Origin of the sequence: Heliomicrobium undosum (assembly GCF_009877425.1) — a bacterium.
GTDB classification, from domain to species: domain Bacteria; phylum Bacillota; class Desulfitobacteriia; order Heliobacteriales; family Heliobacteriaceae; genus Heliomicrobium; species Heliomicrobium undosum.
The window spans coordinates 1-12,770 of the sequence record NZ_WXEY01000020.1 but is presented as its reverse complement, the minus strand read 5'-3'; the positions used below and the strand labels follow the sequence as shown (position 1 = coordinate 12,770).

Sequence of the window (12,770 nt, the reverse complement as noted above, 5' to 3'; positions counted from 1 at the left end):
CGTTTTGGGCGGAGCGGCGTGATGAGCGTAGGTCGCGAAGCGGAATAGCGCGCCACGGTTCACATGCAGAAAAGCCCAGAGGTTAGGGTACCTACAGGTTACCGGCAGTCTAAGCCCCCACAAACGGAAAGGGAGATCAACTTGAACGAACGCACCCTGCGCAAACTGGAATACGACCGCATCCTGGAACGCCTGGCCCATCACTGTGTCTCCGAGATGGGAAAAGAGATGGCCCTGGCGCTCCGGCCCAAAGGGAAGCTCTGGCAGGTTCAGGAGGGACTCAGCGAGACGACAGAGGCGAAGGAAGTCCTACGCCTCCGTCCCAATATCCCTCTGGCTGCCTTTCACGATATCCGTCCCTACCTCCGCAAAACCGCTGTCGGCGGCATCCTGGAGGCATCGGAGTTACAGCAGGTGGCGTCAGCGCTGCGCATCTCCCGCCAGGTCCGCGTCTTCCTGCTCGGCGACGAGAAAAAAGGCGACGACAAAAAAAGCGCCCCTATCCTGACGGCCCTGGCCGAGGGTCTGGGTGTGTACCGGGAAGCAGAGACAGAAATTGATCGCTGCATCGTCGGCGAGGGCGAGGTAGCTGATGATGCCTCGCCGGAACTGCTCAAAATCCGCCGGACCATGAAGACCATTCAAAACCGCGTCCGCGAGAAGTTAGACGCCCTGATCCGCAACCCCGACACCCAGAAGTACCTGCAGGACGCCCTCGTCACTGTCCGGGGCGACCGCTACGTCGTGCCTGTCCGGTCAGAATACCGCAGCCAAATCCCCGGCCTGATCCACGATCAATCGGCGTCTGGGGCGACCGTTTTTATTGAGCCCATGGCCGTGGTGGAACTGAACAATGAACTGAAGCGCAACCAGGCGGCGGAGCGGACAGAGATCGTCCGCATCCTGCGCGATCTGTCCCTGCTCGTCGCCAGAGACGCCGAGGATATCGGCGTCAGCCTGGAGGTGCTGGCGCGGCTTGACTTCATTTTCGCCAAGGGCAAGCTCTCGGCGAAAATGGACGCCGGCGAGCCGGCTGTCAACACACAGGGGAAACTGAAGATCCGGCTGGGCCGCCACCCCCTCATCGCTGGGAAAGTAGTTCCCGTCACCATCGAGTTGGGACATGCTTTCGACACGCTGGTCATCACCGGGCCGAACACCGGCGGCAAGACGGTCACCCTGAAGACGGTCGGCCTCCTGACGCTGATGGCCCAGTCAGGCCTGCACGTGCCGGCAGAGGCGGACACAGAACTGTCACTCTTCGAACATATCTTTGTCGACATCGGTGACGAGCAGTCGATCGAACAATCGCTGAGCACCTTCTCCTCCCACATGACCAACATCGTCGGGATCCTACAAGAGGTCGGCCCGTCAAGCCTCGTCCTCCTCGATGAACTGGGCGCAGGGACGGATCCGACGGAGGGGGCTGCCCTGGCTCAGGCGATCATGGAGCACCTGCTAGCGCGGGGGGCAAAGACAATCGCCACCACCCATTACAGTGAACTGAAGGCCTTTGCCTACAGCCATAACCGTGTCGAGAACGCCAGCGTCGAGTTTGATGTGGAGACCCTGCGTCCCACCTACCGGTTGCTCATCGGCCGGCCGGGCCGCTCGAACGCCTTTGAGATATCCCTGCGTCTCGGCCTGCGCGAAGATGTGGTCAAGCGCTCCCGTTCCCTCCTCAGCCAGGAGGAGCGGGACGTGGCCGACCTGATCGAACACCTGGAGGCCAATCAGGTTACAGCGGAACGGGAGCGGGAGGAGGCTGAGCGGCTGCGCCGCGAAGCGGAGGAGCTTCGGCGCAAACTGGAACAGCGGGAGCAGGCCTTTCGGGAAAAAGAGGCGGCCATCCTGGAAAAAGCCCGTGAAGAAGCCTATGCGATCGTCCGCAAGGCCAGGGAGGAGAGCGACCAGATCGTGCGCTCCCTCCGGGAGGTCATGAACCGGGCGCCTGTGAAAGAGGAGATGGCCCGCGCCGAGAGCGAGCGCCAGCGCCTCCGGGAGATCCAGAACAAACTGGGCGAGGAACGGGAGCCCCGGGAGGGCGTCGCCGGACCGATGGCGTTGAAATCGGTGAAGGTGGGGCAGACTGTCTTCGTGCCGCGCCTCAACCAGAAGGGCACCGTTCTCACGCTCCCGAACCCGCAAGGGGAGTTGCAGATCCAGGCGGGGATCTTGAAACTGAACGTCAAGCTCGCCGAACTGCAGGGGACGAAAGAGGATAAACCCAAGATCGGCCAGACGGAATACGCGGCCATGGCCCGCGGCAAGGCTAGGGAGATGTCGCGGGAGTTGGACTTCCGGGGGACGACGGCGGACGAGGCCATCGAACTCGTGGAAAAATACCTCGACGACGCCTACCTGGCGGGGTTAGACTCGGTCAACCTGATCCATGGCAAAGGTACGGGCGCCTTGCGGGCGGCCATCCGGTCTTACCTGCAAAAACACCGCTATGTCAAGTCCTTCCGCAGCGGCGAACACGGGGAAGGCGGCGTCGGAGTGACTGTGGTGGAATTGAAGGGGTGAAAAAGGAACCGGCAACTGGCAGCAATTACTGACAGTCGCCGGTTCCTTGATTTACCGGTGATGTATTTCCATGTAAAAGGGTCGCTTCATGATGAACGTGGGCCAGTAAATGATCCGGCGCTGTTAGACCGTTATCACCCGGCAGTTTCCGTCTTTCAGGTATTCCGTGAGCGGCTGCCCCATCAGCCGCACGTCGACGCCCAGGGCCTCCAACTGCGCACTGATGCCGTACATATCTGTGCAGACCTTGCAGGCTTCTACGTTCACCCCTGCTTCGATGATCTTGGCCAGGTATGCCTGCAGATCCTTGGACTCGCTCAGCAGTTTCGTCGATGGTCCCCAGACAATCAGGGTGACTTCCGGCCACCACCCGCGCAATTTTGAATTGAGCGTGTACAGTAAGGCCATTTTTTCGGCGACATCCTTATCCCCATTTGTCCAGAGGACGACGAGGCGACTGGGGGCTGTTTCGTTAGGATTCATCGGGCTACCTCCTTGCACTTGGCCGTTGCAGCCTTTTACTGCAACGAATGTGCGATGGTTTGATGTTTCCTTTGTGTCAATGGCTTCCGTGGTGGTCGATTCATCTCCTTATTTTCGACAGCCAGGCCAAGCATTCCTCTTGTCTGAACTTACGCAAGTACATAGATTCTGTCTTAACAAAAACCCCGTCCGGCGCTGAATGAACCGGACGGGGTTTTTTGGGGCTGCTACGAAGGGGTGGGCGACATCCGAGTTGTGAACAGTCGCAGTCTTACTGGGCTGAAGCGGCGGCAGGGGGAGCAAGGGAAGAAGACGGATTTGGCGCGGCCGATTGTATCTGCGCCCCGTTCAGGATCTGGTAACGTTCCTGTTTTGCCTTCAAGAGTTCAGGCGCTTTACCGAGGATTTGTTGTTTCAGGTTGATCACTTGATCAAGGGCGGCAGAGGCAGCAGAGAGATCGCCGGACTGGCGGGCGGCTTTCAGGGCGGCCTGGGCTGCTTTCACCTGCTCGTGCAAATGCTTGAGATCATTGGAAAGGGCTTTTTGCGCCTCCCCATTGGACTGGACGGAGGCCCGCAGCGCTTGCGCCTGTTCTTTTGCCAGGTTGCCCTTCAGGGACTGGCGGAGCGACTGGTTGCTTTCCCGTTGCCCCTTGATTTGTCCGTGCAGGTCCTGAATTTGCTGGTTGAGGGTTTTCAACTGTTCCAGTTTCGGCGTGAGCGCTTCTTTCCAGGCTTGGCGTTGTTCTGCCGTCATTTTCACTTGGGGAGCGTTGGTCTGGGGAGCGTTGATCCCTTCGGCTTCGCCGGAGAACGCCGTAGGCGGCGTGCCGGCGGCTTCTGCCGCAAAAGCTGCCGGAGTCATGAGCAGCACGGCGCCGAGGGCGATGAGAGATACCCATTTTTTCATGGCGGCTTTCCTCCTTTACACCGTTGTGTTCTTTCCGGGCAAGGCGCTGTTGTGTCCCGGCGATTTTTATTCTAGTCGTCGATTGTGGCGCCATTATGGGATGACTGTGGTATTTTTGTGAAAATCGCAGCCCTTTCTACGCCGGGGCGGCGCTGTTTGCGGCAGAATTGTGTAATGGAGGAAGGCGCAGTTCGAAGAGCGCGCCACCCATGGGCGCGTTTGTGACGGTGATCGTTCCGCCGTGTTTTTCTGCGATAGCCAGGGCGATGGAGAGCCCCAAACCGGTATCGCCGCGTTTCCCCTTGTAAAAACGCTGGAACAACCGGGGAAGTTCCTGGGGCTCGATGCCTGCGCCGTCGTCGAGAACCTGAATACAATCGGGCGAGGCGGTGACATAGACATGGCCCTTGGCATGGCGTAGGGCATTGCTCAACAGGTTAATGAGGGCCTGCAGCAGTTTTTCTCTATCACCGAAAACAAGGTCGACCGGCAAAAGGTCGCTGGAGGGATGGGAACCGGTTGAAAAGTGGAGCGATTTGCCCAGTTCCAAGGCAAGACCCTGTATTTTATCGACCCCTTCACGGGCTACCTCAGAAAGCATGAGGGGTTGGAACCGGTACAAGCCGTCGAGTGATTCCAACTTGGACAGGAGGATCATTTCATCGACGATCCCCTTTAGCCGCTGGCTCTCGGCGATGATCGTATCGAGCCCTTTTTCCGCCTCTTCTCCTTCGAAGACGCCGTCTTTAATCCCCTCGGCATATCCTTGGATGGACATGAGGGGCGTCTTCAACTCGTGGGAAGCTGTTTGTAAGAAGGCGCGCTGCGTTTCATCGTAGCGCTGGATGCGGTCTCGCATAAGCGCAAAGGAGCGGGCGACTTCACCCAGTTCGTCGGCGCGGTCGACGGGCAGTTCCGTGTCATAGCGCCGGCGGGCAAGGGCCAGGGCCGCGGCAGACAGGTTCCGGGCGGGACGGGAGATGGACCGGGAGAGAAAGACGCCGATGACGAGAGCGATCAGTCCGGAGAGCAGGAGACCTTTGAACAAGGCGCGGTTGATCTGTCGTCCCATGGTGTCAATGCCTTCCAGTTGTGAAAAGAGGAAAAGGCCACCCATGACGGCGCCTTCTCTATTTCGCAAGGGAAGACCGACGGCGACCATGTCCCGGTCGCGGTCGGTCCAGAGGTCGGACTCTTCACTGCCCCCTAAAACGGTCTTCATTCGAGGGTAGACCAGAACGTCGCCGGCAGGAAACCGGCGGGGGCGGTTTGAGGCGATGATGACGCCCTTATTGTCGATGATGACCGATTCGGCGTCGACCAGGTTGGCTAAGACGCGTCCTGTCCGCAGTTCATTCTGTTCCGGCAAGGCCGATGTCCGTTTAAACATGGTTACGATGACGTTGCCTTGTTCGCGCAGGTTCTCTTTTGTTTCGCGGATCAGGAACTGGCGGGTGAGGGTGTTGAAGGAGCCGCCGGCGATGAGAAAGGCCAGGAGCAGAAGGATGAAGTAGCTGATGGTGATGCGTTGGCCTAAGGAAATCCGGGGGAAAGCGCCTGTTTTTTTGTCCATGCCGTCCATCTCTTTTCGCATAGTGCCTACCCTTTTCCTTGGCCTGCCGAAGGATCGTCGATCTTGTACCCATAGCCCCATACGGTTTTGATCTCCAGGGTGGAACCGCTCTGGGCGAGCTTTTTGCGCAACCGCTTGACAAGGTCATCGACGGAACGCGGGTTACCGGCGAAATGGTAGCCCCAGATCTGATCCAGCAGTTGTTCCCGCGTGAAGACCTTTTTCTTGTGCTTCGCCAGGAAGGAAAGCAGGTCAAACTCTTTGGCTGTCAGGTCGATCTCCCCGTTCGGACCTGTGATCCGTCGTTCGTCCAGGTCGATCCGTAGATCATGACAGGCGGACACCGGAGCCTCTGTCATTGGTGCGCCTGTTGTCGCTTGCGCCGATTCCGATGAGCCTATCGCCGGTTGTGGCGCATCAGAAAAAACCGGTGCTGATCGGGCGTCCGGATCGTTGCCTACAGGACTTACCGCGCCAGTGGGATTTGCCGCACCTGCGGACTTCACCCGGACCCTGCGCAGGATGTTCTTGACGCGAACCACGAGTTCCCTGGGGCTAAAGGGTTTGGAGAGGTAGTCGTCACCGCCCAGCTCCAAGCCCAGGATCCGGTCGATTTCGTCATCCTTGGCCGATACGATGATGATGGGCACATCGCTGTCACGACGGAGGGTCTTGCAGACATCCAGGCCGCTCGTTCCCGGCATCATGATATCAAGGATGACCAGGTCAGGGGCATCCTGCGCACAAGCGGCCAGCAAGTCATCGCCGTTGGTGAAGGTGATCGCTTCAAAACCTTCCTTCTCCAGGTAACGGCGGATCAGTTCCAAAATCGGCGGTTCATCGTCGGCGATATAAATCCGGGTCATAAATCCTCTCCCCTTGAAAAAAGAGCCCGAACGGGATGCGTTCAGGCTCGGGATGCAAAGTTGACGTATGCTGATGGCAAAGCTTTTTTGTTGCGGCGTGCTTTCGCCTGCTTGACGCTGTTTATCCTTGGGGCCCGCCCACGCCCGAGGGGGTGGGCGGAACGGCGGAACCGTTCGTGGTTTTGGCGTTGCCACCATTTGTTGAAGTCCCGCTTTTCGCAGTCCCTGTTCCGCCTGCCGGCGGGGCGTGGGTTGTTCCGTTCGTCCCTGAAGGTGAGGTCGTTGAAGGGGGAGGGGCCGGAAGAGCAGGCGCATCGTTGGTCGCGCCTGGGGTGGTCGAATTGGGCGCAGTTCCGGTGGTCCCTGAAGGCGCTGCCCCGGCAGGCGCCTCCAGTTCGGCATCAGCCGGTGGGCGATTGGGGTCGTAACCGTCGGGGCGTTTCAAGAAAATTTTACGCTCAATGTGTGAAGCCTTGTCTCCTGGTTTGGTGGGAAGACCTGTGTCAGCGTTGATGTCGACCTGAACCCAGACGTTGCTCGTCTGCGTCGGCGCCGTTGATTCCTCAAACAGTTCAGTTTCGACAAAATCAGGCGGCGTCAGCGAACTCGGCAACAGGCCAGACTTGATATCCACATTGACCTCGACGATGCCGGGCGGACGTTCGAACCCTTTGACGGGAACGCCCTGGAGGGCCTTGCTCATGACGGAGCGCCACATCTGCGCCGGATAGGAGCCGCCGTACGTTTTGTACATGTAATGGTTCTGATCGGTCTTGTCATAGCCCATCCAGACGACACCCGACAGTTCCGGCGTAATCCCGGCAAACCAGGCGTCCTTGTTGCCGGTGATGTTGCCGAAGATCTCTCTGGGCAGTTCTGTCGTGCCCGTTTTGCCGCCGGCCGGCCGGTCAAGCTGGGCGTTCGTCCCCGTCCCGGAACTGATGACGGTCTGCAGCATATGGGTCATCAGGTAGGCGGTCGTCTCTTTCATGGCCACCTGGCGCTTGGGCTTGACCTCCACCAGCGCTTTGCCGTCGCGGTCTTCCACTTTCACGATCAGGTGCGGCTCGATCCAAACGCCTTTGTTGGCGAAGGCGCCGTAGGCGCCGGCCAGTTCCAGCGGATTCGTTCCTTTGGAAAGGCCCCCTAACGCCAGGGGGAGGTTCATGTCGTTCTTTTCGTCCATGTTGGTAATGCCCAGATTGCGGGCAAAGGCAAAACCGTTTTGCACACCGATCTCGTTGAGCATCTTGACAGCGTAGATGTTGACGGAGAGGCGGATCGCCTCGCGCATGTTGATCAGGCCGCGGAATTGGCCGTCGTAGTTGCCGGGCTCATAACTGCCATAGCGGGTGGGCACATCATCAAGGACCGTTGCCGGCGAACGCCCTTTTTCCAGGGCAGGGCCGTAGACGGCTATCGGTTTGAAGACGGAACCGGGCTGGCGCATTTGCGACGTGGCGCGGTTCAATCCGCGCCGGGCCGTGTACTCGCGGCCCCCGACGATCGCCCGCACCTCGCCGTTGCTGTGGTCCACCACGGCGATGGCTGCCTGGATGGGCACATTATCCTTGCCTTTCGGGTAGTTGTTCGGATCGGACAGGGCGGCTTCTGCCGCTTTCTGCACCTTCGCGTCGACGGTCGTGTAGATCCGGAGTCCGCCCTTGTAGAGCATGTCTTCCGTGATCCCGTACTTATCGATGCACTCCTCGATGACGGCGTCGGTGAAATAGGGTAAGTTGATGTCGTTGCCGGCGACAGAGCGCTTCGGCTGATCGAGCAATTGCGGCAGCGCCTTTTTTGCCTTCTCGGCTTCATCGTTAGTGATATAGCCGTACTTGGCCATCTGCGTCAGGATCAACTGCCGGCGTTGTTCCGCTCCATCAGGGTTTTTATAGGGCGACCATTTGGAGGGAGCGTTGGGGAGGCCTGCCAGCAACGCTGCTTCAGAAAGCTTCAAATCCTTCAGTTCTTTGCCAAAAAAGGTTTTAGCAGCAGCTTTCACGCCGTAAGCGCCTTCGCCGAAATTGATGCGGTTTAGGTACATGAGGAAGATTTCGTCCTTCGAGTACTGCCGTTCCAGTTGCATCGACAAAACGAGTTCCTGGACCTTCCGCTTGATCGTCTTTTCCGGGGTGAGGAAGGTGAGCTTCACCAACTGCTGTGTGATCGTAGAAGCCCCCTGAGAGCCAAAGCCGCCGGTGATGTTGGCGATGACGGCACGGATGTTGGCGATCACGTCCACGCCATGGTGGTCGTAGAATTTGTTGTCCTCGATGGCCAGGAAGGCCTGGCGCAGTTGGAGAGGCACGTCGTTGATGTTTTCCACAAGGGTGCGGTTTTCGCCGGCGTGCAATTTGGTGAACTCTTGCTTGTTTACGTCGTACAGGACGGATGTCGTATGTACATCGAAATTGCCGGCACTAAATGAGGGCGCTTCAAAGGCCCAGGCGAAGATGAGGCCGGAGCCGATGCCGATGGTGGCAACGATGAGCACTGCCGCTATCAACAAGATCATGCGGGGCCAGCGGATTTTTTTGCGGGCGCCTTTTTGGGACGTTCCAGGCGAGAGAGATTCTTTTTTGTTCGGCTGGCGGTTTTCCGATTCCACGAAACAGCCTCCTTTGTGGCGTTAAAACTAGGCATATTATAGCATAGGTGACAGTGTGGAGAAATGGACAGGCTGTCTTTGTTGAAAGAGGTGGAAAAACATGATAAAATGGGCAAAGTATTTGAGGGGTTCCTCGACGTGCGGCGCGCCGCTAGGGCGCGCGGGAGGGGGAGAAGGTTGTCCGAGACGAAGGTTTTGCCTAAACATATTCAAGATGAAATTGATCGCCAACTGGCGTTGATCCGGCGGGGCACCGCCGAAATCGTACCGGAAGAGGATCTTGTCAAAAAGCTCGAAGACGCCATTGTGAATCGGCGTCCGTTGCGGGTGAAGCTGGGCCTCGATCCGACGGCGCCTGACATCCACCTAGGCCACACGGTCGTCCTGCGGAAACTTCGCGATTTTCAGGATCTCGGTCATCAGGTGGTCATCGTCATCGGCGATTTCACCGGCCGCGTCGGTGATCCGTCAGGGAAGTCGGAAACGCGTAAGCAGTTGACCGAAGAAGAGGTCAACCGCAACGCGGCCACCTATAAGGAACAGATTTTCAAGGTCCTCGATCCCGCTAAGACGGAGATGACCTTTAACTCCCACTGGCTGCAGCCGCTGAACTTCGCAGATATCCTGCAGTTGGCGGCCAAGTACACGGTGGCTCGCATGTTGGAGCGGGACGATTTTTCCAAGCGGATGCGCGAGAACCTGCCCATCGGCGTCCATGAGCTCTTTTATCCTCTGATGCAGGGTTATGACTCGGTGGCGCTGCGGGCCGATGTGGAACTGGGCGGCACAGACCAGAAGTTCAACCTGCTCGTCGGGCGGGTTCTCCAGAAGGAATACGGCCAGGAACCGCAGGTGGCCCTGATGATGCCGATCCTGGAAGGGCTCGACGGCGTCAACAAGATGAGCAAGAGCCTGGGGAATTACATCGGTGTCAACGAGTCGCCGCGGGAGATCTACGGCAAGACCATGTCCATTGCTGATGAGTTGATGGTTCGCTATTTCGAGTTGGTGACCCGGGTGCCCGCCGAGGAGATCCAGTCGATCGCCGAAGGGCTGAAGAGCGGCGCCTTGCATCCGCGCGATGCGAAGATGCGGCTTGCGAGAGAGATTGTAGCGCTCTTTCACGGGGACGAGGCGGCCCAGGCGGCCCAAGATGAATTCATCAACATATTCCAGAAAAAAGAACTGCCCGATGAGATCCCTGATTTCATCGTCCCTGCTGAACACATCCATGATGGCACGGTCGGGCTGGTCAAGGCGCTCGTTCTATCCGGTATGGCTGCTTCTAACGGGGAGGCGCGGCGCAAAATCACGGAGGGAGCCGTCAAAGTCGACAATGAGACGGTTAAGGATTTCAACGCCATGATCCCGGTGGGGAATACGCTTCTCCGGCTTGGCAAGCGCAAGTTTGTCCGTCTGGTCCTCGTTTGACGAGACGCTTTGGGAAAGCTCCATCAGTTCCAGTGAAAGTCGGTTACAGTGAAAGCTCGGTTAGTCTGAAAAAGACTGGCGGGCTTTCTTTTGTTTTTACCGCTATACTCATGTTTTTAACGGTAGACTCAGTTTGATTTTCACAGTTGATAAAACCAACAAAAAACGCCCTCTTTGACCTATTCATTATAAAGGAATTAATAAGGATTGATCGAACATGTATTACAGGCAAATTTTACTATAATTGAAGAGGAGGATGGCAAATGGTAAAGGGGAAGCGATGGTATTCTAAGGTGGTCCTCTGGTTCTCGATCCTGGCCCTGGCATTAAGTATCAGTCCGGCTGCCGGTCTGGCCGCGACAGGGGTGACCGTGCCTGCGATCGGAACGGAGAATATCCAGAACGTGGCGGCAGCAGCGCCGAAACTGCTAGCCGTCGCCGAGACAAAGGCCGTCACGGATCCAGACGAAGCGAAGATCCAAGAAGCCTTGGCGCAAATCAACTACTTTAAAATCACGACCATGCCGGCCGATGTGACCAACGCCTTTTGGAAATCGCGCGGGTATGATAAGCCGCCTTATAAGAGCGGGACCACGGTCTACCTGATCCGGCTCACCCATGGAACAAATTTTGTGCGGGTTTTTCCTGACAGCGATTCCGGAAGGATCGGCGGTTGGGTGATGGAGCGGAGCGATATCATCGACGGGAAGGGCAACTATTTACCGGCTGCTGTGATCAAAGATAAATTTGCCCTGCCCAACCTGCCTGCCCGTGTCTGCACAGTCACACTGGAGCAAAACGATGTCATCGAATGCGGGATCGCCGGTCCCATTGAAGGCTGGGGCGCCGGTGGCGGTGTGCAGTTTGACATGCTCGGACAGAGAATCGGCATTTTTTCGGAAGGAACACCCATGTACCGGTAAAGGGGTCTGCGATGAACGACTGCCAATTTGCTCAAACCGTCCTCATGATCGCCGGCAAAAAGATTGACTTCGGTCATAACATATTCGATGTGTACCCTTTCGCCAACGCCCTTGTCGTCCACCTGCTGGACCGGCCAACGAGCGCAAAGGGGGTCAACCTGCGAGAACAGCCCGAAGATAACGTCTATGTCTTAAACAAAAATGGCGATATCCACCGGCGGATAAACGAGATCACCGGCGCCAGCGATCTATATGTCAGCGTGGCCGTTGCCGGTGACGAACTGATCGTAACCAACCTATCGGGAATCCAATATCACATCGATCGCCATTGGCAGGTTGTTGGACACAGTTGGACCAAGTGATGGACAACCCGAATCGCCGAATCGCAAACCCTTGCGTAAACGGGGGCGATTCGGCTTTTTTATGTGGTTTTCTTCATAGCCTGTGACTCTACGCGTCATGGAAGTTTTATCGGAGCCCAGAAGCAACGTTGGATTGCAGGAGCCGCGCATTCTATACCTTTTTCAGGTATGGGCGATCACCCTGCCGGGCAGTTGAGCATAGTCTGACTAGGCGGGGGGTGGCAGAATTGTTTTGGCTGCGCTGGCGATTGCGATGGGAACGATGGACACGGCGGGGATCGCCGGCCTACTGGATAGCGCCCGTATTGCTCCTGCTGCTGTGTCTGTTCCTATTTACGCTGGCAGAAGTCAATATGAAGAATACGATCCTCGCTGTTGCCGAAAACCAAGGCAAGGTCATTGCTACGGAGGCGATCCATGAATCGATCCTGCGCCGCATCGCCAATGACGCCAACTTTCGCGATCTGATCTTCTATAAGACGGATCAGGAGGGGCGCATCGTCCTCCTGCAGCCGAACACCTTGCGCATCAATCAACTGGCAGCAGAAACGGCCATGGACGTGCAGCAGACGCTATCGAACCTGAATGAAAAGGATATCCAGATTCCCTTGGGACAGATGACAGGCGCCCGGCTGTTGGCAGGATGGGGTCCCCAGTTGCATGTGCGCATGCTGCCCATCGGCAACGTAAAAGTGGAGCCGGTGGAATCCTTCGAAGAGGCCGGGATCAATCAAACAAAGCATATGATCTATCTCCATGTAGAAGCTTCAATTCGCATCCTCATACCCCTTGTTTCATCGGAGATCCCCGTCAGCACGCGCATCCCCATCGCAACAACGATCATCTCCGGCGCCGTTCCGAACGTCTACTTGCGTGGAGAGTCAGCCATCCATCCGTCGATTGACCTAAAAAATGGCAGTTGACGAATTGTCATTGCTGTGCTAAGATACTTCTTGTCGCTGACGAAAAAAACAAGAATTACCCAGTTGACTTCTGGTCAATGAATGTGATAAACTATCCTTCGTTGACGCAAGAACGTTGACGGGTAAAAACCATAGACAGCGTCGATTGGTCCTTGAAAATCG

At 57.2% G+C, this 12,770-nt stretch carries 10 protein-coding genes; 5 read left to right on the top strand and 5 right to left on the bottom strand.

Annotated elements, in window-relative coordinates:
* Window positions 1-135 precede the first annotated feature (135 nt).
* On the top strand, window positions 136-2,526 hold the full coding sequence (locus GTO91_RS14050) for an endonuclease MutS2 (RefSeq protein WP_161259402.1): 2,391 nt from the start codon (window positions 136-138) through the stop codon (window positions 2,524-2,526).
* 123 nt (window positions 2,527-2,649) lie between these two features.
* On the opposite strand, the gene GTO91_RS14045 is transcribed toward GTO91_RS14050, so the two are convergent.
* The 5 genes from GTO91_RS14045 to GTO91_RS14025 form a co-directional block, all read right to left on the bottom strand.
* Window positions 2,650-3,009, bottom strand: coding sequence for a DsrE family protein (locus GTO91_RS14045; RefSeq protein WP_161259365.1), 360 nt, complete (start codon window positions 3,007-3,009; stop codon window positions 2,650-2,652).
* Window positions 3,010-3,280: 271 nt separating this feature from the next.
* Window positions 3,281-3,919 (bottom strand): hypothetical protein, encoded by a 639-nt coding sequence (locus GTO91_RS14040; protein ID WP_161259364.1) that lies wholly within the window; start codon window positions 3,917-3,919, stop codon window positions 3,281-3,283.
* 136 nt (window positions 3,920-4,055) lie between these two features.
* Window positions 4,056-5,492 (bottom strand): sensor histidine kinase, encoded by a 1,437-nt coding sequence (locus GTO91_RS14035; RefSeq protein ID WP_161259363.1) that lies wholly within the window; start codon window positions 5,490-5,492, stop codon window positions 4,056-4,058.
* Between the two features lie 26 nt (window positions 5,493-5,518).
* On the bottom strand, window positions 5,519-6,358 hold the full coding sequence (locus tag GTO91_RS14030) for a response regulator transcription factor (protein ID WP_161259362.1): 840 nt from the start codon (window positions 6,356-6,358) through the stop codon (window positions 5,519-5,521).
* 121 nt (window positions 6,359-6,479) lie between these two features.
* Entirely contained in the window at window positions 6,480-8,969 is a 2,490-nt protein-coding gene (locus tag GTO91_RS14025) for a transglycosylase domain-containing protein (RefSeq protein ID WP_161259361.1), read from the bottom strand.
* A 177-nt stretch (window positions 8,970-9,146) separates the two neighbouring features.
* On the opposite strand from GTO91_RS14025, the gene tyrS reads away from it, so the two are divergent.
* The 4 genes from tyrS (at window position 9,147) to yunB (ending at window position 12,608) form a co-directional block, all read left to right on the top strand.
* Window positions 9,147-10,400: a tyrosine--tRNA ligase gene (gene tyrS, locus GTO91_RS14020; RefSeq protein ID WP_161259360.1), complete on the top strand. Its 1,254-nt coding sequence runs from the start codon at window positions 9,147-9,149 to the stop codon at window positions 10,398-10,400.
* A 263-nt stretch (window positions 10,401-10,663) separates the two neighbouring features.
* The gene (locus GTO91_RS14015) at window positions 10,664-11,323 is read left to right on the top strand and encodes a hypothetical protein (protein ID WP_161259359.1); all 660 of its coding nucleotides are present in this window, start codon (window positions 10,664-10,666) and stop codon (window positions 11,321-11,323) included.
* Between the two features lie 11 nt (window positions 11,324-11,334).
* Entirely contained in the window at window positions 11,335-11,685 is a 351-nt protein-coding gene (locus GTO91_RS14010) for a hypothetical protein (protein WP_161259358.1), read from the top strand.
* Between the two features lie 227 nt (window positions 11,686-11,912).
* Window positions 11,913-12,608 carry a sporulation protein YunB gene (gene yunB, locus GTO91_RS14005; RefSeq protein WP_161259357.1) on the top strand — a complete coding sequence of 232 codons (696 nt, stop codon included), beginning with the start codon at window positions 11,913-11,915 and terminating at the stop codon, window positions 12,606-12,608.
* Window positions 12,609-12,770 lie beyond the last annotated feature (162 nt).

Coding starts and splice junctions, on each gene's coding strand:
- GTO91_RS14045 (WP_161259365.1), bottom strand. CDS start 3,009: ATGAATCCTAACGAAACAGCCCCCAGTCGCCTCGTCGTCCTCTGGACA.
- GTO91_RS14035 (WP_161259363.1), bottom strand. CDS start 5,492: ATGGACAAAAAAACAGGCGCTTTCCCCCGGATTTCCTTAGGCCAACGC.
- GTO91_RS14015 (WP_161259359.1), top strand. CDS start 10,664: ATGGTAAAGGGGAAGCGATGGTATTCTAAGGTGGTCCTCTGGTTCTCG.
- GTO91_RS14040 (WP_161259364.1), bottom strand. CDS start 3,919: ATGAAAAAATGGGTATCTCTCATCGCCCTCGGCGCCGTGCTGCTCATG.
- GTO91_RS14030 (WP_161259362.1), bottom strand. CDS start 6,358: ATGACCCGGATTTATATCGCCGACGATGAACCGCCGATTTTGGAACTG.
- GTO91_RS14010 (WP_161259358.1), top strand. CDS start 11,335: ATGAACGACTGCCAATTTGCTCAAACCGTCCTCATGATCGCCGGCAAA.